This window comes from Pseudomonas sp. FP1762 (assembly GCF_030687105.1).
Lineage (GTDB): Bacteria > Pseudomonadota > Gammaproteobacteria > Pseudomonadales > Pseudomonadaceae > Aquipseudomonas > Aquipseudomonas siliginis.
On sequence record NZ_CP117458.1, the window covers coordinates 1,400,182 to 1,427,154 of the forward strand.

24 protein-coding genes are annotated in these 26,973 nt (G+C 61.8%); 14 read left to right on the plus strand and 10 right to left on the minus strand.

Features of this window, described 5'->3' with window-relative positions; translation table 11 throughout:
- The first annotated feature begins 145 nt into the window (after positions 1-145).
- From pcaR to pcaC, 11 genes are all read left to right on the plus strand, one after another.
- Positions 146-988, plus strand: a complete 843-nt coding sequence (gene pcaR, locus PSH90_RS06085; RefSeq protein ID WP_016771343.1) for a pca regulon transcriptional regulator PcaR — start codon at positions 146-148, stop codon at positions 986-988.
- Positions 989-1,281: 293 nt separating this feature from the next.
- A complete protein-coding gene (locus PSH90_RS06090; RefSeq protein WP_041478919.1) occupies positions 1,282-2,628 on the plus strand; it encodes an MFS transporter in 1,347 nt (448 codons plus the stop codon).
- Between the two features lie 269 nt (positions 2,629-2,897).
- Entirely contained in the window at positions 2,898-3,755 is an 858-nt protein-coding gene (locus PSH90_RS06095; protein WP_024011937.1) for a CoA transferase subunit A, read from the plus strand.
- Positions 3,755-4,534, plus strand: coding sequence for a CoA-transferase subunit beta (locus tag PSH90_RS06100; RefSeq protein WP_016771341.1), 780 nt, complete (start codon positions 3,755-3,757; stop codon positions 4,532-4,534). Before PSH90_RS06095 ends, PSH90_RS06100 begins: the two co-directional genes overlap by 1 nt.
- Positions 4,531-5,736 carry a 3-oxoadipyl-CoA thiolase gene (gene pcaF, locus PSH90_RS06105; protein WP_177434204.1) on the plus strand — a complete coding sequence of 402 codons (1,206 nt, stop codon included), beginning with the start codon at positions 4,531-4,533 and terminating at the stop codon, positions 5,734-5,736. The genes PSH90_RS06100 and pcaF overlap by 4 nt, the downstream gene beginning before the upstream one ends.
- Positions 5,737-5,772: 36 nt before the next feature.
- Positions 5,773-6,477: a protocatechuate 3,4-dioxygenase subunit beta gene (gene pcaH, locus PSH90_RS06110; protein ID WP_041478916.1), complete on the plus strand. Its 705-nt coding sequence runs from the start codon at positions 5,773-5,775 to the stop codon at positions 6,475-6,477.
- Position 6,478: 1 nt separating this feature from the next.
- Positions 6,479-7,045, plus strand: coding sequence for a protocatechuate 3,4-dioxygenase subunit alpha (gene pcaG / locus PSH90_RS06115; RefSeq protein ID WP_095180561.1), 567 nt, complete (start codon positions 6,479-6,481; stop codon positions 7,043-7,045).
- Between the two features lie 261 nt (positions 7,046-7,306).
- Positions 7,307-8,602 (plus strand): MFS family transporter, encoded by a 1,296-nt coding sequence (locus PSH90_RS06120; protein ID WP_041478914.1) that lies wholly within the window; start codon positions 7,307-7,309, stop codon positions 8,600-8,602.
- Between the two features lie 45 nt (positions 8,603-8,647).
- Positions 8,648-10,012: a 3-carboxy-cis,cis-muconate cycloisomerase gene (locus PSH90_RS06125; protein WP_305382358.1), complete on the plus strand. Its 1,365-nt coding sequence runs from the start codon at positions 8,648-8,650 to the stop codon at positions 10,010-10,012.
- Between the two features lie 11 nt (positions 10,013-10,023).
- Complete coding sequence (gene pcaD / locus PSH90_RS06130) at positions 10,024-10,815, plus strand: 3-oxoadipate enol-lactonase (RefSeq protein ID WP_305382359.1); 792 nt, start codon at positions 10,024-10,026, stop codon at positions 10,813-10,815.
- Between the two features lie 10 nt (positions 10,816-10,825).
- Positions 10,826-11,218: a 4-carboxymuconolactone decarboxylase gene (gene pcaC, locus PSH90_RS06135; protein ID WP_305382361.1), complete on the plus strand. Its 393-nt coding sequence runs from the start codon at positions 10,826-10,828 to the stop codon at positions 11,216-11,218.
- A gap of 103 nt (positions 11,219-11,321) precedes the next feature.
- Here pcaC and PSH90_RS06140 read toward each other — a convergent pair whose 3' ends face one another.
- The 5 genes from PSH90_RS06140 to emhA form a co-directional block, all read right to left on the minus strand.
- On the minus strand, positions 11,322-12,128 hold the full coding sequence (locus tag PSH90_RS06140; RefSeq protein WP_305382363.1) for a methyltransferase domain-containing protein: 807 nt from the start codon (positions 12,126-12,128) through the stop codon (positions 11,322-11,324).
- Positions 12,129-12,420: 292 nt separating this feature from the next.
- Positions 12,421-13,680, minus strand: a complete 1,260-nt coding sequence (locus PSH90_RS06145) for an OprD family porin (protein ID WP_305382365.1) — start codon at positions 13,678-13,680, stop codon at positions 12,421-12,423.
- Positions 13,681-14,048: 368 nt separating this feature from the next.
- Complete coding sequence (gene emhC, locus PSH90_RS06150) at positions 14,049-15,509, minus strand: efflux RND transporter outer membrane subunit EmhC (RefSeq protein WP_024011945.1); 1,461 nt, start codon at positions 15,507-15,509, stop codon at positions 14,049-14,051.
- Positions 15,506-18,670, minus strand: a complete 3,165-nt coding sequence (gene emhB / locus PSH90_RS06155) for an efflux RND transporter permease subunit EmhB (RefSeq protein ID WP_041478908.1) — start codon at positions 18,668-18,670, stop codon at positions 15,506-15,508. Before emhB ends, emhC begins: the two co-directional genes overlap by 4 nt.
- Before the next feature lie 3 nt (positions 18,671-18,673).
- Positions 18,674-19,831 (minus strand): efflux RND transporter periplasmic adaptor subunit EmhA, encoded by a 1,158-nt coding sequence (emhA, locus tag PSH90_RS06160; protein ID WP_039762673.1) that lies wholly within the window; start codon positions 19,829-19,831, stop codon positions 18,674-18,676.
- Between the two features lie 266 nt (positions 19,832-20,097).
- On the opposite strand from emhA, the gene emhR reads away from it, so the two are divergent.
- Positions 20,098-20,730 carry an efflux system transcriptional repressor EmhR gene (emhR, locus tag PSH90_RS06165; protein WP_016771330.1) on the plus strand — a complete coding sequence of 211 codons (633 nt, stop codon included), beginning with the start codon at positions 20,098-20,100 and terminating at the stop codon, positions 20,728-20,730.
- A gap of 211 nt (positions 20,731-20,941) precedes the next feature.
- Here emhR and PSH90_RS06170 read toward each other — a convergent pair whose 3' ends face one another.
- From PSH90_RS06170 to PSH90_RS06180, 3 genes are read right to left on the minus strand one after another with little or no spacing between them, the layout of a single operon-like run.
- Positions 20,942-21,991, minus strand: coding sequence for an alkene reductase (locus PSH90_RS06170; protein WP_016771329.1), 1,050 nt, complete (start codon positions 21,989-21,991; stop codon positions 20,942-20,944).
- A gap of 33 nt (positions 21,992-22,024) precedes the next feature.
- Positions 22,025-23,191, minus strand: coding sequence for an MFS transporter (locus PSH90_RS06175; RefSeq protein ID WP_056783415.1), 1,167 nt, complete (start codon positions 23,189-23,191; stop codon positions 22,025-22,027).
- A gap of 34 nt (positions 23,192-23,225) precedes the next feature.
- Positions 23,226-23,528 (minus strand): helix-turn-helix transcriptional regulator, encoded by a 303-nt coding sequence (locus tag PSH90_RS06180; protein WP_016771327.1) that lies wholly within the window; start codon positions 23,526-23,528, stop codon positions 23,226-23,228.
- Positions 23,529-23,696: 168 nt separating this feature from the next.
- Here PSH90_RS06180 and PSH90_RS06185 point away from each other — a divergent pair, with 168 nt between their 5' ends.
- Positions 23,697-24,281, plus strand: a complete 585-nt coding sequence (locus PSH90_RS06185) for an ACP phosphodiesterase (RefSeq protein WP_150636452.1) — start codon at positions 23,697-23,699, stop codon at positions 24,279-24,281.
- A gap of 105 nt (positions 24,282-24,386) precedes the next feature.
- Here the strand turns inward: PSH90_RS06185 and PSH90_RS06190 are convergent, their stop codons facing one another.
- Positions 24,387-25,181: a 1-acyl-sn-glycerol-3-phosphate acyltransferase gene (locus tag PSH90_RS06190; protein WP_122691696.1), complete on the minus strand. Its 795-nt coding sequence runs from the start codon at positions 25,179-25,181 to the stop codon at positions 24,387-24,389.
- Complete coding sequence (gene olsB, locus PSH90_RS06195; RefSeq protein WP_016771324.1) at positions 25,181-25,936, minus strand: L-ornithine N(alpha)-acyltransferase; 756 nt, start codon at positions 25,934-25,936, stop codon at positions 25,181-25,183. The genes PSH90_RS06190 and olsB overlap by 1 nt, the downstream gene beginning before the upstream one ends.
- Positions 25,937-26,089: 153 nt before the next feature.
- Here olsB and PSH90_RS06200 point away from each other — a divergent pair, with 153 nt between their 5' ends.
- A complete protein-coding gene (locus tag PSH90_RS06200) occupies positions 26,090-26,968 on the plus strand; it encodes an acyl-CoA dehydrogenase family protein (protein ID WP_305382366.1) in 879 nt (292 codons plus the stop codon).
- Positions 26,969-26,973 lie beyond the last annotated feature (5 nt).

Consider the following 26,973-nt stretch of genomic DNA (forward strand, 5'->3'; position numbering starts at 1 on the left):
TCAACGATGAAGAGGAGGGCGGGCGGCTGGATTGCGATTATCGGTCGGCGGTTCGATAATCGCCCAATGTTGGTGCCGCGATGCTTGTGCATCGCGCGGCGAGCCGTTTGACTAGGCATCGATGCGTGCCGGACAAGGACAAGAAATGAACGATCAAATGCGCAACTCCTTCACGTCGGTGGCGCCGCCCATCGTCGCTTCGCCGGCCAAGCGCATTCAGGCGCTGACCGGTGATCCGGATTTCATGACGTCCTTGGCCCGTGGTCTGGCGGTGGTGCAGGCGTTTCAGGAACGTAAACGCCACCTGACCATCGCGCAGATCAGTCATCGCACGGAAATTCCCCGCGCCGCCGTGCGCCGTTGTCTGCACACGCTGATCAAGCTCGGCTACGCCACCACCGACGGGCGCACCTATTCGCTGCTGCCGAAAGTGCTGACCCTCGGCCACGCCTATCTGTCCTCAACCCCGCTGGCCGTTTCCGCACAGCCGTATCTCGACCGTATGAGCGAGCAACTGCACGAAGCCTGCAACATGGCGACGCTGGAGGGCGATGACATTCTCTATATCGCACGTTCGGCGACCACTCAGCGATTGATCTCGGTCGACCTTTCCGTCGGTGGGCGGTTGCCGGCGTATTGCACGTCGATGGGGCGGATTCTGCTAGCGGCACTGGATGACACCTCCCTGGGCGAATACCTCGACCACGCCGAACTGGTGGCCAAGACCAGCCGCACCATTCATACCCCGGACGCGTTGCTCGAATGTTTGCAGCAGGTGCGTCAGCAGGGCTGGTGCATTGTCGATCAGGAACTGGAACAGGGCCTGCGCTCGATCGCTGTGCCGGTGTACGACGCCTCCGGGCAAGTGGTCGCCGCGCTGAATGTCAGCACCCACGCCGGGCGAGTCAGCCGCGCCGAGCTGGAGCAGCGCTTCCTGCCCGGCCTGCTCAGCGCCAGCCGCGACCTCAGTGCGCAGTTGTTCGCCTGAGGAAGCTGTTCGATAAACGCACAGTGTTGCGTTTATCGAATTGACGCTAAAACCCTCGGATCATTAATGTCGCGGCAGCGTCATCCGGCGCTGATGTGAATGAGCTCGCCGGACTGTCGACCCCATAATAATGACAAGAGGCAACTCACCATGCGCTCGCTCCCCGACTGTCCGTATCCCACCCGTTGTTGCCGGGTTCACCGCAACGCCTGATAACAACCTTCTATTCTTGTGACCGTGCCTTCCTTTGGCCGGCCGCCGTTCGACTGCGTTTTTTGCGTGGAATAAAAATAATGAACCAGCCTCAGTCCGCTGTGGGTAACTGCCTCGATGTGCAGACCTTTATCAACGCCCAACCGATCTCGCGCTATCAGTGGCGAGTGGTGATCCTGTGTTTCCTGATCGTATTTCTCGACGGCCTCGACACCGCCGCCATGGGCTTCATCGCCCCGGCGCTGTCGCAAGACTGGGGCATCGACCGCGCCAGCCTCGGCCCGGTGATGAGTGCTGCGCTGATCGGCATGGTCTTCGGCGCCCTCGGCTCCGGCCCTTTGGCTGACCGCTTCGGGCGCAAAGTCGTACTCGTCGGTGCGGTGATTCTGTTCGGCGGCTTCAGCCTGGCCTCGGCGTACAGCACCAACGTCGAACAACTGCTGGTGTTGCGCTTCCTTACCGGCCTCGGTCTCGGCGCGGGCATGCCCAACGCGACGACGCTGCTCTCGGAATACACCCCGGAGCGCAAGAAGTCGCTGCTGGTGACCAGCATGTTCTGCGGCTTCAACCTCGGCATGGCCGGCGGCGGTTTCATCTCGGCAAAACTGATCCCGGCGTTCGGCTGGCACGCGCTGTTGATGATCGGCGGGATCCTGCCGCTGATCCTCGCCGTGGTATTGGTGTTCTGGCTGCCGGAGTCGGCGCGCTACCTGGTGGTACGCAACCGCGGCACCGACAAAGTTCGCAAGACCTTGGCACCGATCGATCCAATTACCGTCGCCCAGGCTGCGAGCTTCAGCGTGCCGGAACAGAAAACCGTCAAGGCGCGCAATGTCTTCGCGGTGATCTTCTCCGGCACTTACAGCACCGGCACGCTGCTGTTGTGGCTGACCTATTTCATGGGCCTGGTGATCGTCTACCTGCTGACCAGTTGGCTGCCGACGCTGATGCGCGACAGCGGCGCGAGCATGGAACAGGCCGCGTTCATCGGTGCGTTGTTCCAGTTTGGTGGGGTGTTGAGCGCGGTCGGGGTGGGCTGGGCGATGGACCGCTTCAATCCGCACAAGGTCATCGGCATTTTCTACCTGCTGGCCGGGGTGTTTGCCTACGCCGTGGGGCAGAGCCTGGGCAACATCACTTTGCTGGCGACGCTGGTACTGGTGGCGGGCATGTGCGTTAACGGCGCGCAATCGGCGATGCCGTCATTGGCAGCGCGCTTCTACCCGACCCAGGGCCGTGCGACCGGGGTGTCGTGGATGCTCGGCATCGGCCGCTTCGGCGCGATTCTTGGCGCGTGGATGGGCGCAACCTTGCTCGGCCTGGGCTGGAATTTCGAGCAAGTGCTGACCGCTCTGGTGATCCCGGCGGGGTTGGCGACGGCGGCGGTGTTGATCAAGGGCATGGTCAGTCATGCGGATGCGACCTGAATCGGGCGCAGATCGTTATTGAACAGGCTGGCCCCTTCGCGAGCAGGCTCGCTCCCACATTCTGGAATGCATTCCAAGGTGGGAGCGAGCCTGCTCGCGAAGCTTTTGATCTGATTGTTAGCTGAACAACAATCCGTTCGATAAACGAACACTCAGTCGATTATCGGATTGTTTGGCGATTTTCCCGAGCTTAATCTTCAGTGACTCCGGCGCTGAACCTCGCGCCTTTTTATCACTGGCGATTCCTTACAAGAACAGGAGCCCGCTCCATGGCTGAGATCCTTTCGCTGCACGACGCGGTGAAGCAATTCGTCAACGACGGCGATACCGTCGCCCTCGAAGGCTTCACTCACCTGATCCCTACGGCAGCGGGTCATGAAATCATTCGTCAAGGCAAGAAAGATCTGACGCTGGTGCGGATGACGCCTGACCTGATCTACGACCAACTGATCGGCGCCGGTTGCGCGCGCAAACTGATTTTCTCCTGGGGCGGCAACCCGGGTGTGGGTTCGCTGCACCGTCTGCGTGACGCGGTCGAAAAGCAGTGGCCACACGCGCTGGAAATCGAAGAACACAGCCACGCCGACCTCGCCAACGCCTACGTCGCCGGCGCGTCCGGGCTGCCGTTCGCGGTGCTGCGTGCCTACGCCGGTTCCGACCTGCCGAAGGTCAATCCGCTGATCAAAACCGTGACCTGTCCGTTCACCGGCGAAGTGCTGGCGGCAGTGCCATCGGTGCGCCCGGACGTCACCGTGATCCACGCGCAAAAGGCCGACCGCAAAGGCAACGTGCTGCTCTGGGGCATTCTCGGTGTGCAGAAAGAAGCCGCGCTGGCGGCCAAGCGCTGCATCGTCACGGTGGAAGAGATCGTCGATGACCTCAACGCACCGATGAACGCTTGCGTACTGCCGACCTGGGCCTTGAGCGCGGTCTGCCACGTGCCGGGCGGCGCGCATCCGTCCTACGCCCACGGTTACACCGAGCGTGACAATCGTTTCTATCAGGCGTGGGACCCGATCGCTCGCGACCGTGAGACGTTTACCGCGTGGATCAACGAATACATCCATGGCTGCGCTGACTTCAGCGAATTCCAGGCCAAATTGGCCGCTGCTTCGGAGGCCAAGTAATGACTTACACCACCAATGAAATGATGACCGTCGCGGCGGCCCGGCGCCTGAAGAACGGCTCGGTATGCTTCGTCGGCATCGGCCTGCCATCGAAAGCCGCCAACCTCGCGCGCCTGACTTCATCGCCGGACGTGGTGCTGATTTACGAATCCGGCCCGATTGGCGCTAAGCCGAGCGTACTGCCGCTGTCCATCGGTGACGGTGAGCTGGCCGAGACCGCCGACACCGTGGTGCCGACCGGTGAGATTTTTCGCTATTGGTTGCAGGGCGGGCGCATCGACGTTGGCTTCCTCGGCGCCGCGCAGGTCGACCGTTTCGGCAACATCAACACCACCGTGGTCGGCGACTACCACGCGCCGAAAGTGCGCCTGCCGGGTGCCGGTGGCGCGCCGGAGATTGCCGGTTCGGCGAAAAGCGTGCTGATCATCCTTAAACAGTCGGCGCGTTCGTTTGTCGACAAACTCGATTTCATCACCTCGGTCGGTCACGGCGAGGGCGGCGATTCGCGTAAACGTCTCGGCCTGCCGGGCGCCGGGCCGGTGGGGATCATCACCGACCTGTGCATCATGGAACCGGAGGAGGGCACCCACGAATTTGTGGTCACCGCGCTGCATCCGGGCGTGACCCGCGAGCAAGTGGTCGCCGCCACCGGTTGGGCGATCCGTTTTGCCGACTCTGTTGAAACCACCGCTGAGCCGACCGAAGTCGAGCTGACGGCGCTGCGTGATCTTGAAGCGCGCACCGCTGCCGCCCACGGTCAGGCACCGGGAGAAGCATGATGCGTGACGTGTATATCTGCGACGCGATTCGCACCCCCATTGGCCGCTTCGGTGGCGCATTGTCCGCCGTGCGCGCCGACGACCTGGCCGCCGTGCCGATCAAGGCCCTGATGGAGCGCAATCCATCGGTGGACTGGAATGCCGTCGATGAGGTGTTCCTCGGCTGCGCCAATCAGGCCGGCGAAGACAACCGCAACGTCGCACGCATGGCATTGCTGCTCGCCGGCCTGCCGGACAGCGTGCCCGGCGTTACGCTCAATCGCCTCTGCGCTTCGGGCATGGACGCGATCGGCACCGCATTCCGCGCTATCGCCAGTGGCGAGATGGAGTTGGCGATTGCCGGTGGCGTCGAGTCGATGTCCCGCGCGCCATTCGTGATGGGCAAGGCCGACGCGGCGTTCTCGCGCAACATGAAGCTGGAGGACACCACCATCGGCTGGCGTTTCATCAACCCGCTGATGAAGGCGCAGTACGGCGTCGATGCCATGCCGCAAACCGCTGACAACGTCGCCGACGACTATAAGGTCTCGCGCGCAGATCAGGACGCCTTTGCCTTGCGCAGTCAGCAACGTACCGCCGCCGCGCAGGCCGCCGGTTACTTCGCCGAAGAAATTGTTGAAGTACGGATTGCCCACAAGAAGGGCGAAACCGTGGTTAGCCAGGACGAACATCCGCGCGCCGATACCACGATTGAAGCGTTGACCAAGTTGAAACCGGTCAACGGCGCGGACAAAACCGTCACCGCCGGCAATGCCTCGGGGGTCAACGATGGTGCTGCTGCGCTGATTCTGGCTTCGGCCGAAGCGGTGAAAAAACACGGCCTGACCGCCCGCGCAAAAGTGCTCGGCATGGCCAGCGCCGGTGTCGCACCACGGGTGATGGGCATCGGCCCGGTGCCGGCGGTGCGCAAACTGACCGAGCGCCTCGGCGTGGCGGTCAGCGATTTCGACGTGATCGAACTCAACGAAGCGTTTGCCAGCCAAGGCTTGGCGGTGCTGCGCGAGTTGGGTCTGGCCGACGATGCGCCGCAGGTCAACCCGAATGGCGGCGCGATTGCCCTCGGTCACCCGTTGGGCATGAGCGGTGCGCGGCTGGTGCTGACCGCCCTGCATCATCTGGAAAAGACTGGCGGCAAGAAAGGTCTGGCGACCATGTGCGTCGGTGTCGGCCAGGGTCTGGCCCTAGCCATCGAACGTGTCTGACGCGCTGCGGCACTTACAAGAACTGAGGAAAGCAAAATGACTGACAAGCCTGGTTACCGTCGCCCACAGGCAGGCACTCAGCCTGACTACCTGCACCCGACGTATCAATCCACCAACCTGCGCTCGCCGTCCAAGCCGTTGGTGCACCTGCCGCACTCGCTGTCGGAAATCACCGGGCCGACCATCGGTGCCGAACACGTTGCCGAGAAGGACAATGACCTCACCGCGCAGCACGACGGCGAGCCGCTGGGCGAGCGCATCATCATTCACGGCCGCGTGCTCGACGAAGACGGCCTGCCGGTGCCGGGGATTCTGGTGGAGATCTGGCAGGCCAACGCCGCCGGCCGCTACAACCATGCCCGCGACCTGCACGACGCGCCGCTGGACCCGAACTTCACCGGCACCGGCCGCACCGTCACCGATGCCGATGGCTGGTACCAGTTCCAGACCATCAAGCCCGGCGCCTATCCGTGGGGCAACCACCACAACGCCTGGCGCCCGGCGCACATCCACTTTTCCCTGTTTGGGCCGAGCATTCTTACGCGTCTGGTCACGCAGATGTACTTCCCCGGTGATCCGCTGCTGGCGTATGACCCGATCTACAACTGCGTGCCGGACACTTCGGCCAAGGAACGCCTGATCGCCAGTTTCGATCTGGAAAAAACCATTCCGTCCTACGCCCTCGGTTACCGCTGGGACATCGTGCTGCGCGGCCGTGAAGCCACGCCGATGGAGAAATAAGATGACGCTCTATGCGACCACGTCCCACACCGTCGGGCCGTATTACCACATCGGCCTGACCTGGCTGAACCGCGAAACCCTGGCCAACGAGCTGACCCTCGGCGAGCGCGTGGCAATCACCGGCCAAGTGGTGGATGGCAATGGCGATGTCGTCAACGACGCCATGCTCGAAGTCTGGCAGGCCAACGCCGCCGGCAAGTACGACCACCCGGAAGATCAGCAGGACAAACCGCTCGACCCGAATTTTGAAGGTTTCGGTCGGGTGCCGGTCGACGCCGAAGGGCGCTTCCGTTTCACCACGATCAAACCGGGCTCTGTGCCGGGGTTGAAAGGCTCGACCCAGGCGCCGCATCTGGTGGTGCTGGTGTTTGCTCGTGGTCTGGTCAAGCATTTGCTGACGCGGATTTATTTTGAAGGCGAACCGGCGAACGTTGCTGACCCGTTGCTCGAGTGCGTGCCGGCGGAGCGTCGCCAGACGTTGCTGGCCAAGGCGGATGCGTCGGGTGTGTACCAGTGGAATGTAGTTCTGCAGGGCACCGATGCCGAGACGGTGTTCTTCGATTATTGAGAGAACACCCCAAATCCCCTGCAGGACAGAGTCCCTGTGGTGAGGGGATTTATCCCCGCTGGGCTGCGAAGCAGCCCCAAAAACCAGTCGGCGCGGTATTCAGATGAACCGCGTGTATCTGATTTGCGAGTGCTTTGCACTCGAGCGGGGATAAATCTCCTCGCCACAAAGGCTGATCCATACGTGGGTGATGATCCGATGCGGAACGGGACTGTTGCAAAGTATGTCTAGACTGTGACTGTCCCTATCGAGTGAAAAACAATGACAACCACCACCTCCCACTACACCGGCGAAGAGCGCAGCAAGCGCATCTTTGCCATCGTCGGCGCCTCGTCCGGCAACCTCGTCGAATGGTTCGACTTCTACGTCTACGCCTTCTGCGCGATCTATTTCGCCCCGGCGTTTTTCCCCTCCGATAACCCGACTGTGCAACTGGTCAACACCGCTGGCGTGTTCGCTGCCGGGTTCCTGATGCGTCCGATTGGTGGCTGGATTTTCGGCCGGGTCGCTGACAAGCACGGGCGCAAGAACTCGATGCTCATCTCGATTCTGATGATGTGCTTCGGCTCGCTGCTGATTGCCTGCCTGCCGACCTACAAGGACATCGGCGTCTGGGCACCGGTGCTGTTGCTGTTCGCGCGTTTGCTGCAAGGTCTGTCGGTCGGCGGCGAGTACGGCACCACCGCGACTTACATGAGCGAAGTCGCGCTCAAGGGTCAGCGCGGATTCTTCGCCTCGTTCCAGTACGTGACGCTGATTGGCGGCCAATTGCTGGCGGTGTCGCTGGTGGTGGTGCTGCAACAGTTCCTCACTGAAGAAGACCTGCGTGCCTACGGCTGGCGGATTCCATTCGTGGTCGGTGCGGTGGCGGCGCTGATTTCGCTGTTCCTGCGTCGTTCGCTGAAGGAAACCACCAACAAAGAAACCCGCGCGCACAAAGACGCCGGCAGCATTACTGCACTGTTCCGCGATCACAAAGCGGCGTTCATCACCGTGCTCGGCTACACCGCTGGCGGCTCGCTGATTTTCTACACCTTCACCACCTACATGCAGAAATACCTGGTGAACACCGCCGGCATGCACGCCAAGACCGCCAGCTACATCATGACCGGCGCGCTGTTCCTGTATATGTGCATGCAGCCGTTGTTCGGCATGCTCGCCGACAAGATCGGCCGGCGTAATTCGATGCTCTGGTTCGGCGCGCTTGGCACGCTGTTCACCGTGCCGATTCTGCTCAGCCTGAAAAGTATCAGCAGCCCGTTCCTCGCCTTCGTGCTGATCACCCTGGCGCTGGCAATCGTCAGTTTCTACACCTCGATCAGCGGTCTGGTAAAAGCCGAGATGTTCCCGCCGGAAGTCCGCGCGCTTGGTGTCGGCCTGGCTTACGCGGTGGCGAATGCGATCTTCGGTGGTTCGGCAGAGTTTGTGGCCCTGAGCCTCAAGGCCGGCGGCATGGAAAACGCCTTCTACTGGTACGTTACGGCGATGATGGCGGTGGCCTTCCTGTTCAGTCTGCGTTTGCCCAAGCAGGCGAAGTATTTGCACCACGATCTGTAAACCCATGTGCGCGGGCTGCGAGGCCCGCGCCGGCAAGGACTGTTTATGACTCAGCGACCGGGCAATCAATTGTTCGATGCCTACTTCACCGCCCGCGATATGCGCGAAGTGTTCTGCGATCAGGGCCGGGTGCAGGCGATGCTCGATTTCGAAGCGGCGCTGGCCCGGGCCGAAGCGCGGGTCGGGCTGATTCCTTCATCGGCCGTGGCACCGATTGCCGCAGCGTGCGAGGCGGGCCTGTATGACTTTGCGGCGCTGGGCGAGGCGATTGCTACGGCCGGCAATTCAGCGATTCCGCTGGTCAAGGCCTTGGGCAAGCAGATCGCCTCGAGCGATGCCGAAGCCGAGCGCTATGTGCATCTGGGCGCGACCAGTCAGGACGTGATGGATTCCGGGCTGGTCCTGCAATTACGCCAGGCGCTGGCGCTGATCGAAAACCAACTGGCACAACTGGCCGACTCGCTCGCCACTCAGGCACAACGTTTCGCCACCACGCCACTGGCCGGGCGCACCTGGCTGCAACACGCCACGCCAGTGACCCTCGGCATGAAAATCGCCGGTTGGTTGGGCGCTTTGACGCGCAGCCGTCAGCGTCTGCAACAACTGAAGCCACGGCTGCTGGTGCTGCAATTCGGTGGCGCCTCCGGCACGCTCGCGGCGCTGGGGGCACAGGCGTTGCCAATCGCTGAGGCCTTGGCCGAAGAGCTGCAACTGACCCTGCCCGAGCAACCGTGGCACACCCAGCGTGATCGCATCGTCGAATTCGGCGCTGTGCTTGGCCTGATCGCCGGCAGCCTCGGCAAATTCGGCCGCGACATCAGCCTGTTGATGCAGACCGAAGCAGCGGAAGTTTTTGAGCCAGCGGCACCGGGCAAGGGCGGCTCGTCGACCATGCCGCACAAACGCAACCCGGTCGGCGCGGCGGTGCTGATCGGCGCGGCCACGCGGGTGCCGGGGCTGGTGTCGACGCTGTTCAGCGCGATGCCGCAGGAACACGAACGCAGTCTCGGTTTGTGGCACGCCGAATGGGAAACCTTGCCGGAGATCTGCTGCCTGGTGTCCGGTTCGCTGCAACAGGCGCGTTTGCTGGCCGACGGTCTGGAAGTCGACGCGGCGCGCATGGCCCGCAACCTCGAACTGACCCAAGGCCTGGTGCTGGCCGAAGCGGTGAGCATCGTCCTCGCCCAACGCGTCGGCCGCGACACCGCGCATCATCTGCTCGAACAGTGCTGCAAACGCGCGGTGGCCGAGCAGCGCCATCTGCGTGCGGTGCTCGCTGACGAGCCGCAAGTCACCGCCGAACTCAGTGGCGCTGAACTCGATGATCTTCTGAACCCCGCGCATTACCTTGGCCAGGCGCAAGTCTGGGTCGAGCGCGCGGTGGCTGAACACAACGCTTTGACTGTCTGAAGGAGAGGGCTGTGGCTTTCGTTCAACTCGCCGATGGCGAACTGCACTATCAAATAGAAGGCCCGGCCGCTGCGCCGGTGCTGGTGCTGTCCAACTCGCTGGGCACCGACCTGCACATGTGGGACGCGCAAATGCCGGCGTTCGCCGAGCATTACCGCGTGCTGCGTTTCGACACGCGCGGCCATGGGCAATCGCTGGTCACCGAAGGGCCGTACAGCATCGAGCAATTGGGCCATGACGTACTCGGTCTGCTCGATGCGCTGCACATCGAGCGCGCGCATTTCTGCGGGCTGTCGATGGGCGGGCTGATCGGTCAGTGGCTGGGGATCAACGCAGGCCATCGTCTGCACAAATTGATCGTGTGCAACACGGCGGCGAAAATCGGCGATCCGTCGGTATGGAATCCACGCATCGAAACCGTGTTGCGTGACGGCCCGGCGGCGATGGTCGCACTGCGTGATGCCTCGATTGCGCGCTGGTTCACCCCAGACTTTTCCGCAGCGCATCCCGAGGCGGCGAAGAAGATTACCGACATGCTCGCCGCGACCAATCCACAAGGTTATGCGGCCAACTGCGCGGCCGTGCGAGATGCCGATTTTCGTGAACAACTGGCTTCGATCAACGTGCCGTTGCTGGTGATTGCCGGCAGCGAAGATGCGGTGACGCCGCCGTCCGGCGGGCACTTCATTCGCGACCATGTGCGCGACGCCGAGTACGCCGAGTTCCATGCGGCGCATTTGTCCAACGTGCAGGCCGGCGCCGATTTCAGCGACCGTGTGCTGGCGTTTTTGCAGGCTCAGTGAGGAAGATTTTGTGGACGAGAAACAACGTTACGACGAAGGCATGCAAGTACGCCGCGCGGTGCTGGGCGATGCCCACGTCGATCGCAGCCTGACCACGCTGACCGAGTTCAACTCGGAGTTCCAGGAAATGATCACCCGCCACGCCTGGGGCGACATCTGGACCCGCCCGGGCCTGCCCCGGCACACCCGCAGCCTGATCACCATCGCCATGCTGATCGGCATGAACCGCAAGGGCGAACTGAAACTGCACCTGCGCGCAGCGGCCAATAATGGTGTGAGCCGTGGCGAGATCAAGGAAGTGATCATGCAGAGCGCGATCTACTGCGGCATACCGGCGGCGAACGCGACGTTTCATCTGGCCGAATCGGTGTGGGATGAACTCGGGGTTGAATCCCGCGAGTGAGGTTGTTGCACTGACGCCTTCGCGAGCAGGCTCGCTCCCACATTGGAATGCATTTCCCTGTGGGAGCGAGCCTGCTCGCGAAAGCGGTAGCGGCCGTAACGAATCACACCCTGGCGACAATAAATATTCGCTTGAATGCAAACAACGTATGCCCATCCCCCTCTTGCGGATAATGCTCATGCACCCGCATCAGGTAGTGATAGATAAACCGCGCCTGTTCCGCTGAACTCAACGCCTGCATCACCGGCCGCAGCGCCGAGACCTTCACCCAGTCATACACCGGCGACTTGCCGTCAACCACCTGCAACTGCTCGGTCTCCCAGATATCCAGCGACATAGTCATGGGCGCGAGCAACCGATAGTAATCCTCCAGTGCCAATAACGGCCGCGCCGCCATGCGCTGGCGCAGTTCAGGTGTGCCCAGTGGTGTGCCACCGGGGCCGCCGTTTTCGAGGGTGTCGAGCATCAGCCGATACCACAGCGCATCGCGCCAGTCCGGCATGTGCGCCGCCAGACAGCCGCCGGGATTCAGATAACCGAGCAGGCGCGGCAGCAGTTTTTCATGGCCTTCGATAAAGTGCAGCACGGCGGCTGCGAACAGCAGATCCGCCGGTTGCTCAGGTTGCCAATCAAGCAGGTCGCAATGTTTCCACAACGCCCGGATCGGCAGGCAGCGTGCCTCAACGAGCATCTGCGCGGAGCTGTCGACGCCCTGCAACTGCGCGCGCGGCCAGCGTTTGGCCAACAACTGCGTGGCAATGCCGGTGCCGCAGCCCAGATCGTAAATACGTTGGGGATTTTGCAGTTCGATACGGTCGAGCAATTCGTTGACCGGACGTTGTCTGAGACGGGAAAACTGCTGGTACGCCTTGGCGTCCCAATCGGGTGCAGTGGTGCGGCGTGTGATCATGAGGTGATCCTCCGGTGATCAAATGGTGTCTTCCGATGACAACCTGGTGCACAGCTGGAGACCGACTACGAAACGGAAGCGTGAAGGGTTGGAGCACCTGAGTCCTTCAGGTTTGCTCACTGTAACCGCCGCCCGCAAAAGCGCTACATGGCCTGACCAATGGCATGCATCTGTGATGGGAATCAAATGTGGGAGCGAGCCTGCTCGCGAAGGCCATTTCATATTCGACACAGATGTCGACTGAAGCAGCGCTTTCGCGAGCAGGCTCGCTCCCACAGTGGAGCATGTTTGGTTAAAGCAGGCTGATCGGGTAGCTGACGATCAATCGGTTCTCGTCGAACTCGTTGTTACTGAAGTCGCGGCGCATGGTCGAGTTGCGCCATCTGACGTTCAAATCCTTCAACGTGCCGCTCTGCACCGTGTAACCGAGTTCCGATTCGCGACCCCATTCCTTGCCGTCGGTGATCGTCCCGGTGTGCACGTTGTCGCCGCTGATGTAGCGGTTCATCAGGGTCAGGCCGGGGATGCCCATGGCGGCGAAGTTGTAGTCGTGACGCAACTGCCAGGAGCGTTCCTGAGCGTTGTCATAACTGGCGTTGTAGCTGTCGTTGGCCAGAGTCCCGCCACTGGTGCCGTTGACGCGCATCCAGGCGCTGTCGCCGGTGAGTTTCTGCAGGCCGAGGTAGAACGTGCTGCCGCCGTACTTGGCCGAAAACATCCCGTACCAGGTCTTGTTGTCCAGATCGCCGGCACGCGCGCTGCCATCTTCCTTGCCATAGAAAAAGCCGAGGTTGGCGCCCAGCGTCCAGTCACCGAGCGGCTGACTGTGCAGCACATTGAGGTACTGCTGGCTGTAGATGTCCTTGAGTTGCGCATTCCATAAGCCGATCTGTGTGCGCTTGTCGTTGAACAGGTATTCGCCGCCCTGGAAGTTGAAACGGTCAGAGGTGAACGCGGCTTTGCCGGTCATCGACATGTCGCTCATGCTGCTGTCGTCGCGCGGGCTGTTGGCGCGGAACTGGCCGCCATAGAGGGTCAGGCCGGCGATTTCCTTGGAGGTGATCTGGCCGCCACGGAAGGTTTGCGGCAGCGAGCGACCGTCGTCCGAACGCAGAATCGGCAATACCGGCATCCACTCGCCGACCTTGACCTCGGTCTGCGAAAGTCTGGCCTTGAAGGCGACGTTGGTGCGACCGAAGTTGTCCGCCGGGCGCCCGTCATGGTCCAGCGGCAACAACTGCGTACCGCCCGTGCCTTTACCGCCATCGAGCTTGATCGAATACAGCCCGAGTACGTCCATGCCGAAACCGACGGTGCCTTGGGTAAAGCCGGATTTGGCGTCGAGGATGAAACTCTGCGTCCATTCTTCAGCCTTGCCCTGGGTTTTGGTCGGGTTGGTGAAGTTGCGGTTGATATAGAAGTTGCGCAGGTTGAGGTTGACCTTGGCGCCTTCGATGAAGCCGGCTTCTTCGGCGCTTGCCGGCAGGGCCAGACCGGCGATGGCCAGGGCGATCACAGCGGGCAATGCGTAGGGCACAGGGAAAACTGTCATGGACTTGGGTCTCTCTTGTTTTTTTAGGGCGAACGGCTGCGCTGTCGCGGCGGGTGCGGCGCAGGCAACGTGATGCAGGTCTGAGATGCAGCGGTGGCGGTCAGCCGGGCGGGGCAGGGCGCTGGAGCATGGTGTCGAACCTTGTTGTTATTGGTTTTCTGGTTCGAATGGTGAAGGGACTGTGTGTTCAGGTTCAATTGCTGAAAGCGGGTTTTGGGCGGTTATCGAACAGCAAAAGATCGCAGCCTTCGGCAGCTCCTACAGGGCAACGCATTTCAAATGTAGGAGCTGCCGAAGGCTGCGATCTTTTGATCTTCAAAAAACAAAAAGCCCACCAATAAGGTGGGCTTGATGTATTCAGCCGAGGATCAGAACAGCTTCATCTTCGGCGCTTCTTCTTTCAGCGCTTCGTTCTGCGCGGTCTGCGCATTCCAGCCACCACCCAGGGCCTTGTACAGGTTGACCGCACTGGTCAGCTGCGCGAGGCGGTCGGTGATCAGCGCTTGTTGTGCGCTGAACAACTGACGCTGGGCATCGAGGAAGGTCAGGTTGCTGTCGACGCCGATGCGATAGCGACGTTCGGCCAAGCGGTAGTAATCCTGGTTGGCCTGCACGAAGTCACGCTGCGCTTGCAACTGCTCGGTGTAGGTCTGGCGCGCGGCCAGGCCGTCGGCGACTTCCTGGAAGGCCGTTTGAATGGACTTCTCGTAGTTCGCCACGCCAATGTCCTTCTGGATCTTGGCGTAGTCGAGGCTGGCGCGCAGGCTGCCGGCGTTGAAGATCGGCAGGTTGATCTGCGGCTGGAACAGCCACGTCCCCGAGCCACCCTTGAACAGACCGGACAGATCCGGGCTCAGGCTGCCCGCGTTGGCGGTCAGGCTGATGCTCGGGAAGAACGCTGCCCGCGCCGCGCCGATGTTAGCGTTGGCCGCCTTCAGGTTGTACTCGGCCTGGAGGATGTCCGGACGACGTTGCAGCAGGTCCGAAGGCAGACCGGCCGGTACGTCGCTGAGCAGATCATCAGACAGCGGTTTGGCGGCTTGCAGATTGGCCGGGATACCGGTGCCGAGCAGCAGGGTCAGGCTGTTTTCGTCCTGCGCGACCTGGCGGGTATAACGCGCCAATTGTGCCCGGGCGTTTTCCACGGAAGTGCGCGATTGCGCCAGGTCCAGCGCCGAAGCCACACCGACTTCGTTGCTGCGGCTGGTCAGCTTGTAGCTTTCTTCGAAGGCACCGAGGGTGTCCTGCGTCAGCTTGAGCAGTTCCTTGTCCGCTTGCCAGGTCAGGTAGGCATTGGCGACGTTGGCGACCAGACTGATCTGCGTACTGCGGCGTGCTTCTTCGGTAGCGAAGTACTGTTGCAACGCTTGCTCGCTCAGGCTGCGCACCCGACCGAACAGGTCGAGTTCGTAGGCGCTGACGCCGACGGTAGCCGAGTAGGAGCTGCTGATCATCGACTCGCCGGTCTGCGAGGCACGGGCCGGCAGACGCTGGCGGCTGCCGGCGGCATTGGCCGACACTGCCGGGAACAGGTCTGCGCGCTGGATGCGGTACTGCGCCGCGTAAGCGTCGATGTTCAGCGCCGCGACACGCAGGTCGCGGTTGTTTTCCAGGGCGACCTGGATCAGCTGTTGCAGTGCCGGGTCATGGAAAAACTGCTTCCAGCCCTGTTCGGCAGCGGCTTGCGCCGGAGCCTGGGCCGGCGAATATGCCGGCCCCTGCGGGTACTGGCCTGCGACCGGAGCCTCAGGCTGCTGATAGTCAGGTATCAGCGAGCAACCGCTCAGCACGAAGGCGGCGACTGCGATGGAGAGTAGCGACTTGCTCATTGGCCAGCCTCTTTAGGAGTTTCAGTAGTCTCATCCGCGTCGGTCTTTTTACGCTGACCGATGGACGACACAGTAACGAAGAACAGTGGGACCCAGAAGATCGCCAGGATCGTGGCCGTGAGCATACCGCCAATCACGCCGGTACCGATCGCGTGCTGACTGCCTGAACCGGCGCCGGTGGAAATCGCCAGCGGCACAACACCGAGAACGAAGGCCAGCGAGGTCATGATGATCGGGCGCAGACGCATGCGGCAGGCTTCGATTGCCGCTTCACGCAGGCTGCGTCCCTGTTCATGCAGTTCCTTGGCGAATTCGACGATCAGAATGGCGTTTTTAGCCGCCAGACCGATGGTCGTCAACAAGCCCACCTGGAAGTACACGTCGTTGGACAGACCGCGCAGGCTGGTAGCCATCAGCGCACCGATGATCCCCAGCGGTACCACGAGCATGACCGCGATCGGAATCGACCAGCTCTCATACAGCGCCGCCAGACACAGGAACACCATCAGCAGCGACAGGGCGTACAGCGCTGGCGCTTGCGAGCCGGACAGACGTTCCTCGTAGGACAGACCGGTCCAGGAGATACCGACACCGGCCGGCAGCTTCTTGGCAATCGCTTCGACTTCAGCCATCGCTTCACCGGTGGAGTAGCCCGGCGCCGGAGCCCCGAGGACTTCGACCGCTTCCACACCGTTGTAACGCGCCAGTTTCGGCGAACCGTAGACCCACTCACCCTTGGCGAACGCCGAGAACGGAACCATGGTGCCTTCGGCGTTGCGCACGTACCACTTCTTCAGGTCTTCGGGGCTCATGCGCGAATCCGGCTGGCCCTGCACGTAGACTTTCTTCACCCGACCACGGTCGATGAAGTCGTTGACGTAGCTACTGCCCAGCGCGATCGACAGGGTGTTGTTGATATCGCTGATGGTGATGCCGAGGGCACTGGCCTTCTCGTCGTCGATTTCCAGCTGGAACTGCGGCTCATCGTTCAGGCCGTTCGGACGCACCTGGGTCAGCACCTTGCTTTGCGCCGCCATGCCAAGGAACTGGTTGCGCGCTTCCATCAGTTTTTCGTGACCGATACCGGCGCGGTCTTGCAGGAACACGTCGAAACCGGTGGCGTTACCCAATTCCAGAACCGCTGGCGGGGCGAAGGCAAACACCATCGCGTCGCGGAAGCTGAAGAAGTGTTGCTGGGCACGCGCGGCGAGCTTGAACACGCTGTTGTCGGCGTTACGCTCGCCCCACGGTTTGAGCATGATGAACGCCATACCCGAGCTCTGCCCACGGCCGGCGAAGTTGAAGCCGGTCACGGTGAACACCGAAGCCACCGCGTCCGCCTCACCACCGTCCTTGTTCGGACGCAGCAGGTACTCACGCATTTCATCCACGACCACCTGCGTGCGCTGGGCACTGGAACCGGCCGGGGTCTGCACCTGGGCGAACAGTACGCCCTGGTCTTCTTCCGGCAGGAACGCGGTCGGGATGCGGGTGAACAGCCAGATCATGCCGACGACGATCAGCAGATACGCCAGCAGGTACGGCGCCTTGCGGGTCAGCATGTTGCCGACGCCGCGCTCGTAGCTGCGTACGCCACGGTCAAAGTTACGGTTGAACCAGCCGAAGAAACCTTTCTTCGGAGTACCGTGCTCGCCTTTCGGAATCGGCTTGAGCATGGTCGCGCACAGCGCCGGGGTGAAGATCAGGGCAACCAGCACCGACAGGGCCATCGCCGAAACGATGGTGATCGAGAACTGCTTGTAGATCACACCAGTGGAGCCGCTGAAGAATGCCATCGGCAGCAGTACCGCCGAGAGTACGAGGGCGATACCGACCAGTGCGCCCTGGATCTGGCCCATGGATTTCTTCGTCGCTTCCTTCGGTGACAAGCCTTCTTCGCTCATCACCCGCTCGACGTTTTCCACCACGACGATGGCATCGTCCACCAGCAGACCGATGGCCAGCACCATGCCGAACATGGTCAGGGTGTTGATGCTGAAACCGGCGGCGGCGAGGATGCCGAACGTACCGAGCAGTACCACCGGCACGGTCATCGTGGTGATGACGGTGGCGCGGAAGTTCTGCAGGAACAGGAACATCACCAGGAACACCAGCGCGATCGCTTCGACCAGGGTGTGCACCACGCCTTTGATCGACTCGGTCACCACCGGAGTGGTGTCGTACGGGAACACCACTTCCATGCCTTGCGGGAAGAACGGCTTGAGGCTGTCGATAGTGTTGCGCAGCGCTTTGGCGGTATCGAGGGCGTTGGCGCCGTTGGCCAGTTTCACCGCCAGACCGGACGCCGGGCTGCCGTTGAACTGGGCACTGATCGCGTAGTTCTCACCGCCGAGGCCGACTTCAGCCACGTCTTTGAGGCGAACCTGCGAGCCGTCCTTGTTGACCTTGAGCAGGATTTCCTTGAACTGCTCAGCGGTCTGCAGACGGGTCTTGCCGATGATCGTCGCGTTCAGTTGCTGGCCCTGCACGGCAGGCAAGCCACCGAGCTGACCGGACGACACCTGGACGTTCTGCGCAGCAATGGCGTTCTTCACGTCGACCGGGGTCAGGTTGAAGTTGTTCAACTTGGCCGGGTCGAGCCAGATACGCATCGCGTACTGCGCACCGAAGACCTGGAAGTCACCGACACCGGCGGTGCGCGAGATCGGGTCCTGCATGTTCGACACGATGTAGTTGGACAGGTCGTCCTTGCTCATGCTGCCGTCACGCGACACCACGCCGATCACCAGCAGGAAGTTTTTCACTGCCTTGGTCACGCGGATACCCTGTTGCTGCACTTCCTGCGGCAGCAGCGGGGTGGCCAGGTTCAGCTTGTTCTGGACCTGGACCTGCGCGGTGTCGGAGTTGGTGCCTTGCTCGAAGGTCGCGGTGATGGTCATGCTGCCGTCGGAGTTACTTTCCGACGACACATAACGCAGGTTGTCGATACCGTTGAGCTGTTGCTCGATGACCTGCACCACGGTGTCCTGCACGGTTTGTGCGGACGCACCCGGGTAGGTCACCTGGATCGCAATGGCCGGTGGCGCAATGCTCGGGTATTGGTTGATCGGCAATTTCAGGATCGAAAGTGCCCCGACCAGCATGATCACCAGGGCGATTACCCAAGCGAAAATCGGACGGTCGATGAAGAATTTTGACATGGGTTACTCCCCTTTGCCGCCGGCGGCTTTGTCAGCTGCCTGTGCGGGGGCCGGGTTCTTGGTGCCGACGTTAGTCGCCTCGGTCGCTTTGACCTCGACGCCCGGTTTGACGTACTGCAGCCCTTCGGTGATCAGACGATCGCCGGCTTTCAGGCCGTCTTCGATCAACCACTGGCTTCCGACAGTGCGGCTGGCCTTGAGCTGACGCAGCTCGACCTTGTTGTCGGCGCCGACGACCAGTGCGGTCGGGGTGCCTTTGAGGTCGCGGGTCACGCCTTGCTGTGGCGCGAGGATCGCTGCGCTGTTGACGCCGGCCTGCAACTGGGCGTGGACGAACATGCCTGGCAGCAGGGTGTGATCGGGGTTCGGGAACACTGCGCGCAGGGTCACCGAGCCGGTGGTCTGGTCAACCGAGACTTCGGAGAATTCCAGCTTGCCGTCGAGCTTGTACTGGCTGCCGTCTTCCAGGGTCAGCTTGACTGCGGCGGCGTTGTCGCCAGCCTTCTGCAGACGGCCACTTTCCAGTTCGCGGCGCAGTTCCAGCAGTTCCACCGACGACTGGGTGACGTCGACGTAGATCGGATCGAGCTGCTGAATCACTGCCATTGCATCGGCCTGGCCATTGCTGACCAGTGCGCCTTCGGTCACCGAAGAGCGGCCGATACGGCCGGAGATCGGCGCATAGACCTTGGTGTAACGCACGTTGATCTGCGCAGTCTGAAGCGACGCTTCCGATTGCAGGCGGTTGGCCAATGCGGTGTCGTATTCCTGACGGCTTACGGCTTGCTCATCGACCAATTGCTTGTAGCGGTCGGAGATGGACTTGGTCGAACGCAGGTTGGCTTCGGCACTTTTCAGCGTCGCTTCATAGACCGACGGATCGATCTGATAAAGCTGCTGACCGGCTTTGACGTCGGCGCCTTCCTTGAACAGACGTTTGAGAATGATGCCGTTGACCTGTGGGCGAACTTCAGCGATGCGGAACGCACTGGTGCGGCCCGGAAGTTCCGAGGTCAGGGTAAAGGCTTGTGGTTGCAGGGTGACGACGCCGACCTGAGGAGGCGGAGCGGCAGGGGCCGCTTCTTCCTTTTTACATCCGCTGAGCAGCGATGCCAGGGCGACGGCAGTGACCAGAGCGGTAACAGCTGGCTTGAATTGCATGAAGATCCTCGGGTCAGGCGCGCAAGAAGCGCACAAGAAGTGTGAAAGAGTAAAAATCGGGCACCGGGTGGATAAGTAGCTTGCTAAGTAATATACTTACGTTCATGGTTGTTTGTAAACACCTGCGCCGCGTACCCACCCTGATACAAAAGTCGTCGCAAGGTTTGAAATTGTAGGCCGGGGAGTCGATTCACGAGAGATCGCCCCCTCTTTATTCAGCGGATATTCAGCCATCCCTGAAACATCCTGTTTGAGGTTTTACTGCCATGGTCCGTCGTACCAAAGAGGAAGCTCAGGAAACCCGCAGCCAGATTCTGGAAGCGGCCGAGAAAGCCTTCTATGAAAGGGGGGTTGCCCGCACCACCCTGGCGGACATCGCGACCCTCGCCGGCGTAACGCGTGGCGCCATCTACTGGCATTTCAGCAACAAGGCCGATCTGGTCCAGGCGATGCTCGACAGCCTGCACGAACCGCTGGATGAACTGGCCAAGGCCAGCGAAAGCGAGGACGAACCGGACCCGCTGGGCTGCATGCGGCAGTTGCTGATTCATTTGTTTCATCAAGTTGCACTGGACCCGAAAACCCGGCGCATCAACGAAATTCTGTTTCATAAGTGCGAGTTCACCGATGAAATGTGCGATCTGCGCCAGCAGCGCCGGACGGCCAGTCTCGATTGCAATCTGCGCATCGGCCTGACCTTGCGTAATGCGGTGAATCGCGGCCAGTTGCCGGAAGACCTCGACACTGCCCGCGCGGCCATCAGCATTCATGCCTACATCGACGGCCTGCTGTACGGCTGGCTGCTGGCCCCGGACAGCTTCGAACTGCACGCCGAGGCTGAACGCTGGGTCGACACCGGGCTGGACATGCTGCGCCTGAGCCCAAGCCTGCGCAAATGAAACAAAATGCGCAATTGCCCGGCAGGATGTCAATCAGCCGCCATGGCTGATCATCGCGGCGGGGAGTTTAAACGTAGCGAGTCGTGGATTTTGTAGGGAAATTGTGTCGCTGTTGTTAAACGGTGTTTGCTTGCGCTTGTCCTGCGCCAATAGCAAAAAGCCCCTGACTCTCAAAAGTCAGGGGCTTTCTTATTTCTGCGCTACAGCGTGATTACAAGGTCGGATAGTCGATATAACCGACCGGACCCTTGCCGTAGAAAGTCTCCGGATGCGGCTCGTTCAGCGGCGCATCAGCCTGCAAACGTGCCGGCAGGTCCGGGTTGGCAATGAACGGCACGCCGAACGCTACGGCGTCTGCCTTACCGCTGGCCAGCCACTCGTTGGCGCTTTCCTTGGTGAACTTCTCGTTGGCGATGTACGGGCCACCGAAAGCTTCTTTCAGTTGCGGGCCGAGGCTGTCGGCGCCTTCTTTTTCGCGCGAGCAGATGAACGCGATGCCACGCTTGCCCAGTTCACGGGCGACGTAGGTGAAGGTCTCGGCAAGATTGTCATCGCCCATGTCATGGGAATCGGCACGCGGTGCCAGGTGCACACCAACGCGGCCAGCGCCCCAGACTTCGATCGCGGCGTCGGTCACTTCCAGCAGCAGGCGCGCACGGTTTTCCAGCGAGCCGCCGTACTGGTCGGTGCGCTGGTTGGTGCTGCTTTGCAGGAACTGGTCGAGCAGGTAGCCGTTGGCGCCGTGGATTTCCACGCCGTCGAAACCGGCGGCCTTGGCGTTCTCGGCACCGGTGCGGTAGGCGTCGACGATGTCGGCGATTTCAGCGGTTTCCAGAGCGCGCGGCGTTGGGTAGTCGGCCAGCGGACGCACCAGGCTGACGTGGCCCTTTGGCTGGATGGCGCTTGGCGCGACCGGTGCTTCACCATTCAGGTACGAAGGGTGAGATATGCGGCCGACGTGCCACAGTTGCAGGAAGATCTTGCCGCCGGCGCCGTGAATCGCTTTGGTCACGTTGGCCCAGCCACGCACTTGATCGTTGGACCAGATGCCCGGGGTGTCCGGATAGCCGACGCCCATCGGTGTTACCGAAGTGGCTTCGCTGAGGATCAGGCCGGCCGAGGCGCGTTGTACGTAGTATTCGGCCATCAGCGCGTTCGGCACACGGCCTTCGTCGGCGCGGCAGCGGGTCAGCGGGGCCATGATGATGCGGTTGTTCAGCTCGATGTCGCCGAGTTTGATCGGGTCGAAAATAGTCGCCATGTCTAAAAGCCTCTCTTTAATTAAGGAAGTTGATCAGTTGGAAGCAGGCGCCAGCTCGGCATTGCCGTTCTGGCGGAAGGTAATCAGGGTCACCAGCAGGGCAAGTACGGCCAGCGCGGCGGCGGCCAGTGGCACGCTGGTCAGGCCGTAGCCGTGGGCGATGACGCTGCCGCCGACCCAAGCGCCAAGCGCGTTGCCGACGTTGAAAGCGCCGATGTTCAGGGTCGAAACCAGGTTCGGCGCAGCCTTGCCGAAGGTCACCACGTTGACTTGCAGCGCGGGCACAGCGGCGAAACACGCGGTGGCCCAGAGGAACAGGGTGATTTCAGTCGGGATCAGCGCGACGCTGGTCCAGCTCAGCACCGTGGAAACCACGGCCATGGCGATGAACACGCCGATCAGCGTGGCGGCCATGCCTTTATCGGCGAGTTTGCCGCCGATGATGTTGCCGACCGTCAGGCCCAGACCGATGAGCATCAGTGTCCAGGTCACGCCACGCGGCGACACACCGGTGACTTCACCGAGCAGTGGGGCGACGTAGGTGAACAGGGTGAAGACCGAGGCGGCGAACAGCGCGGTCATGCTCAGCGACAGCCAGATGCCGGCGCCTTTGAGGGCGGCGAGTTCGGCGCGCATGTCGAGTTTCTCTTCGTCACGCTTGGCCGGCAGAAAGCGGATCAGGCCGATCAGCGCGATCACACCGATGACGGTCACTGCCCAGAAGGTCGAACGCCAGCCGGCTTCCTGACCCAATGCGGTACCCAGCGGTACGCCAAGTACGTTGGCCAGGGTCAGACCGGTGAACATCAAGGCTACTGCCGAGGCACGTTTGTTCGGCGCGACCAGATTGGCCGCCACCACCGAGCCGATGCCGAAGAACGCGCCGTGACACAGCGCGGTGACTACCCGGGCAAACATCAGCACGTTGTAGTCGCTGGCGATGGCGCAGAGCAGGTTGCCGACAATGAAGATGCCCATCAACGCCACCAGCGCTGCCTTGCGCGGCAACCTGGCGGTGGCCAGCGCCATGAACGGTGCACCGATGGCCACGCCCAGGGCGTACCCGGTGACCAGCCAGCCGGCGCCGGGAATCGACACACCAAGATCCGCCGCCACGTCGGGCAGCAGGCCCATGATGACGAACTCGGTGGTGCCGATGGCGAAGGCGCTCAGGGCGAGGATGAGAAGCGAAAGGGGCATGCAGGTTTCCTTGTCGGCTGGCTGACGTTAAGGGTCAGAGCTCTTTACTGAGGGTGCTGAGAAACGCCTGGATGACGTCCTCGTTACGTTTGAAGAAATGCCACTGCCCGGCCTTCTGGCTGCTGATCAGCCCGGCCCGTTGCAACGTCGCCAAGTGGGCCGACACGGTCGATTGCGACAGGCCGCAACGCTGATCTATCTGCCCGGCGCAAATACCGTATTCGTGGTTGTGCAACTGCTCCGGGAATTCGCCTTTCGGGTCCTTCAGCCAGTTGAGGATGTCTCGCCGTACTGGGTGCGCCAGGGCTTTTATTATTTCGTCGAGGTCGAGGTTCATGGCTTGGGCTCGTGGTGGCAGTAGCGATATATCGTGATGGAGCGAACTTTAAATCGTTGGATCGCGATATACCAATATGAATTCGGTCTGACGAACGCATAAATCGCTATATCGGGTTATAACGATACGAGGATGCTGGAGGAGCGACCGCAGTGCTAAGCTGCGCTCATGAATTATCTCGCGCATTTGCATCTCGGCGGCCAGCGCCCCGGTCAGTTACTCGGCAGTCTCTATGGCGACTTCGTCAAAGGTCGGCTGCAAGGCCAGTTCGACCCGGAAGTGGAGGCGGCGATTGCGCTGCATCGGCGCATCGACGTGTTCACCGATCGGCATCCACTGGTCGACATCGCTCTGGGCCGCTTCAACGAAACGCGGCGGCGTTATGCCGGAATCGTCCTCGATGTGTTTTTCGATCATTGTCTTGCGCGGGACTGGACGCTGTATGCCGACCGACCGCTGGAGCAGTTCACCGCAGACGTCTATCAGGTGCTGTCCCGCGAACGACAGTTGCCGGAACGGCTGGCAAAGATCGCCCCGCACATGGTCGCCAACGACTGGCTGGGCTCGTATCGCGAATTTGAGGTGCTGGAACAGGTGCTGCGCGGGATCTCGCGACGGCTGACCAGGCCGGAGGAATTGGCGGGGGCAATGGCGGAGTTGCGGCGGTTGTATGAGCCGTTGAGTGAAGACTTCAGCTTGTTCTACCCGCAATTGCAGGATTTCGCACAAAACTCTGATCCACTGAAGATCTGAATGTGGGAGCGAGCCTGCTCGCGAAGGCGTCCTGTCAGTCAATATATTCGGCGACTGACAGGTCGCATTCGCGAGCAGGCTCGCTCCCACAGGGGATTTGTATTTTCAGGCGGCGATCAAATCGCCTGCGCGACGCGGTTCGGCAGGTTTCGCCACCTCACCAAACAACACCTTCTGCACCGCCTGCTGCGCTTCGAACGCCAGCGCCGCGCGCTCGCGGCCCTGACAGGCAATCGGCTTGAGCAGATGCACCTCGACATCGCCGCAGTCATGGCTGAACAGGCGCATCAGATGCGAGAGCAAATCATCGTCACCAATGAACGGTGCGAGCGTATCGATTTCGCCGTCACGCAGATAACGAATCGCCACCGGTTGCAGCATCACTTCGGAATCGATCGCCGCCGACAGCAGGCGACCATGAAAGGTGCGCAGCGAACGGCCATCGGTGGTGGTGCCTTCGGGGAACATCAGCAGTGCATGTTCAGTTTGCAGATGGCGGGTCATCTGCTTGCGGATCAACTGACTGTCGCCCGACCCACGGCGGATGAACAGGCTGCCGGCTTTGGCTGCGAGCCAGCCGGCCACCGGCCAGGTGCGCACTTCGGCCTTGGACAGAAACGACAGCGGCGTGAGCATGCCCAGCAGCGGAATGTCGGTCCACGACACGTGATTGCTGACCCAAAGCATCGGCTGTTTCGGCAGCTCGCCATGCACGCTCACGCGAAACGGCAGGGCGTTGCTCAGCCGCGCCATGAAGAAGCGCGACCAGCGCTGACGCCGCTCCATCGAGTGCGCCAGACCAATGCGCTCGAACACGCCGAAGACGCTGGCCATGGTCAGCCCCAGCGTCACCACCAGCAGCACTCGCGCGATTCGCGCGTACACCCGCAACCGGCTCATCACACCGCCGCCTTGAAGTGTTTGGCGTAGCGCGGGCAGAGTTCGTCGCGCTTGAGCAGGATGAACACGTCGGCCACCTGGAAGTCTTCGTCCCAGCACGGCTCGCCGCAGATCTTCGCACCGAGGCGCATGTAGGCCTTGAGCAGCGGCGGCATTTCGGCGATGACGTTGGACGGGATATCCAGCGTCGGCAGCGGATTTTTCGGTTCGGCGCGCAGGTGTTCGGTGCACAGATAACGCTCGCGCAGACGCTGCATGATCGCATGGGCCTGAATGCCGCCGTCCTGCATCGGGATGCTCGCGCAACCCATCAGGTAGCTGTAGCCGCCCTGATTGAGCACTTCGGCCAATTCGCCCCAGAGCACGGCGATGGTGCCGCCGTTGCGGTACGCCGGATCGACGCAGGTGCGGCCGATTTCCAGGATCGGGCCTTGCAGATGGGCGAGGCCGTGCAGGCTGAATTCTTCTTCGCTGTAGAACTTGCCGAGGCTGCTGGCGGCGGTGTGATCGAGCAGACGCGTGGTCGCCACCAGGCGCCCGGTGTTCAGATCACGCACGCCGATGTGGCTGCAGTGAACATCATAATCATCCATGTCCAGACCCAGTTCGGCGCCTTTGAGTTTGGCGTTGAACTCGCCGCTGAAGACGGCGAAGCGCAGGGCCTGGGCTTGCTGCAAGGCTTCGGCGCCGATCAGGCGTTCGGCTTGCAGGCGGCGTTCATTGCCGGTGTCGCTGATGCGGGCGATTTGCGTCATGTGAATCTCCGTACGGGCCTTTAACCCGTCGTGGGTTGCAGCCGATCGACTTTCTTTATGCAGCCGTGTTGTGCAAAGTCAGGCTATGTAGCCCCGGTGTCATCGCCATGAACGTTCGGTGATGCTTATATGACAGCCCACGAGGAGGCGCCCATGCCCTGGACAGATCTGCTGCACCGCCGTGAACGCTTGCCCGCCGCAGCTGATCTGGCCGAGGGCTTTGCAACGTTGTTGCAGACGCTGGGCAACGTCACGCCGTTCGAATTGGCGGTGGCCGGCGGGCGGCGGATGGCGACGCCGGGGCTGGCGTTTCTGGTGGGTTATCAGGCGGCGCTGCGCATGTTGTGGCCGAGCGCGCCGCTGAGCCTCGGCGCCTTGTGCGCTACCGAACAACGCAGCCTGCGTCCGGCCGATATGCAAACGCGGCTGAAAGATTTGCGCCTGAGCGGGCGCAAGGATTTCGTCACCGCCGGCGACGCGGCGGATTGGCTGCTGGTGGCTGCGCGCAGTGAGGAGCCTGGCGAACCACCGCGCCTGAGTCTGGCGGTGGTGTATCCCGGCGAGCCCGGCGTGAAGGTGGAAAAACTGCCGGCGTTGCCGTTGATGCCGGACATCAGCCACGGTCGCCTGTACCTCGACGGCGCCCTGTGCGAATTGCTCGCCGGCGACGGCTGGGACGCCTACGTCAAACCGTTTCGCACCCTTGAAGATGTCTACGTGCTCAGCGCCATGACCGCGTGGTTGTACGGCGTCGGCCAGGACAGCGACTGGCCGCAGGCCCTGCAATTGCGTTTGCTGGCGCTGCTGGCCGGGTGCGCCGAGGCCAGCCGGCAAGCGCCGAACAATCCGCCCGGGCATGTGCTGCTGGGCGGGTTGTTTGCGCAGTTTGAAGCGCTGGCGGGGGAGGTGGACCAGGCATTGGGCAATGGCCCGGTGGAGTGGGCGCAGATGTGGCAGCGGGACAAGGGCGTGATGCAGTTGGCGGCAGGGGCGAGGGCGAAGCGGTTGGCCAAGGCTTTGGCGGTGACCTGAGCGGC

Excerpts from the sequence above, each read along its gene's own strand:
- pcaR (WP_016771343.1), top strand. The coding sequence starts at position 146 with ATGAACGATCAAATGCGCAACTCCTTCACGTCGGTGGCGCCGCCCATC.
- PSH90_RS06090 (WP_041478919.1), top strand. The coding sequence starts at position 1,282 with ATGAACCAGCCTCAGTCCGCTGTGGGTAACTGCCTCGATGTGCAGACC.
- PSH90_RS06095 (WP_024011937.1), top strand. The coding sequence starts at position 2,898 with ATGGCTGAGATCCTTTCGCTGCACGACGCGGTGAAGCAATTCGTCAAC.
- PSH90_RS06100 (WP_016771341.1), top strand. The coding sequence starts at position 3,755 with ATGACTTACACCACCAATGAAATGATGACCGTCGCGGCGGCCCGGCGC.
- pcaF (WP_177434204.1), top strand. The coding sequence starts at position 4,531 with ATGATGCGTGACGTGTATATCTGCGACGCGATTCGCACCCCCATTGGC.
- pcaH (WP_041478916.1), top strand. The coding sequence starts at position 5,773 with ATGACTGACAAGCCTGGTTACCGTCGCCCACAGGCAGGCACTCAGCCT.
- pcaG (WP_095180561.1), top strand. The coding sequence starts at position 6,479 with ATGACGCTCTATGCGACCACGTCCCACACCGTCGGGCCGTATTACCAC.
- PSH90_RS06120 (WP_041478914.1), top strand. The coding sequence starts at position 7,307 with ATGACAACCACCACCTCCCACTACACCGGCGAAGAGCGCAGCAAGCGC.
- PSH90_RS06125 (WP_305382358.1), top strand. The coding sequence starts at position 8,648 with ATGACTCAGCGACCGGGCAATCAATTGTTCGATGCCTACTTCACCGCC.
- PSH90_RS06140 (WP_305382363.1), bottom strand. The coding sequence starts at position 12,128 with ATGATCACACGCCGCACCACTGCACCCGATTGGGACGCCAAGGCGTAC.
- PSH90_RS06145 (WP_305382365.1), bottom strand. The coding sequence starts at position 13,680 with ATGACAGTTTTCCCTGTGCCCTACGCATTGCCCGCTGTGATCGCCCTG.
- emhC (WP_024011945.1), bottom strand. The coding sequence starts at position 15,509 with ATGAGCAAGTCGCTACTCTCCATCGCAGTCGCCGCCTTCGTGCTGAGC.
- emhB (WP_041478908.1), bottom strand. The coding sequence starts at position 18,670 with ATGTCAAAATTCTTCATCGACCGTCCGATTTTCGCTTGGGTAATCGCC.
- emhA (WP_039762673.1), bottom strand. The coding sequence starts at position 19,831 with ATGCAATTCAAGCCAGCTGTTACCGCTCTGGTCACTGCCGTCGCCCTG.
- emhR (WP_016771330.1), top strand. The coding sequence starts at position 20,098 with ATGGTCCGTCGTACCAAAGAGGAAGCTCAGGAAACCCGCAGCCAGATT.
- PSH90_RS06170 (WP_016771329.1), bottom strand. The coding sequence starts at position 21,991 with ATGGCGACTATTTTCGACCCGATCAAACTCGGCGACATCGAGCTGAAC.
- PSH90_RS06175 (WP_056783415.1), bottom strand. The coding sequence starts at position 23,191 with ATGCCCCTTTCGCTTCTCATCCTCGCCCTGAGCGCCTTCGCCATCGGC.
- PSH90_RS06180 (WP_016771327.1), bottom strand. The coding sequence starts at position 23,528 with ATGAACCTCGACCTCGACGAAATAATAAAAGCCCTGGCGCACCCAGTA.
- PSH90_RS06185 (WP_150636452.1), top strand. The coding sequence starts at position 23,697 with ATGAATTATCTCGCGCATTTGCATCTCGGCGGCCAGCGCCCCGGTCAG.
- PSH90_RS06190 (WP_122691696.1), bottom strand. The coding sequence starts at position 25,181 with ATGAGCCGGTTGCGGGTGTACGCGCGAATCGCGCGAGTGCTGCTGGTG.
- olsB (WP_016771324.1), bottom strand. The coding sequence starts at position 25,936 with ATGACGCAAATCGCCCGCATCAGCGACACCGGCAATGAACGCCGCCTG.
- PSH90_RS06200 (WP_305382366.1), top strand. The coding sequence starts at position 26,090 with ATGCCCTGGACAGATCTGCTGCACCGCCGTGAACGCTTGCCCGCCGCA.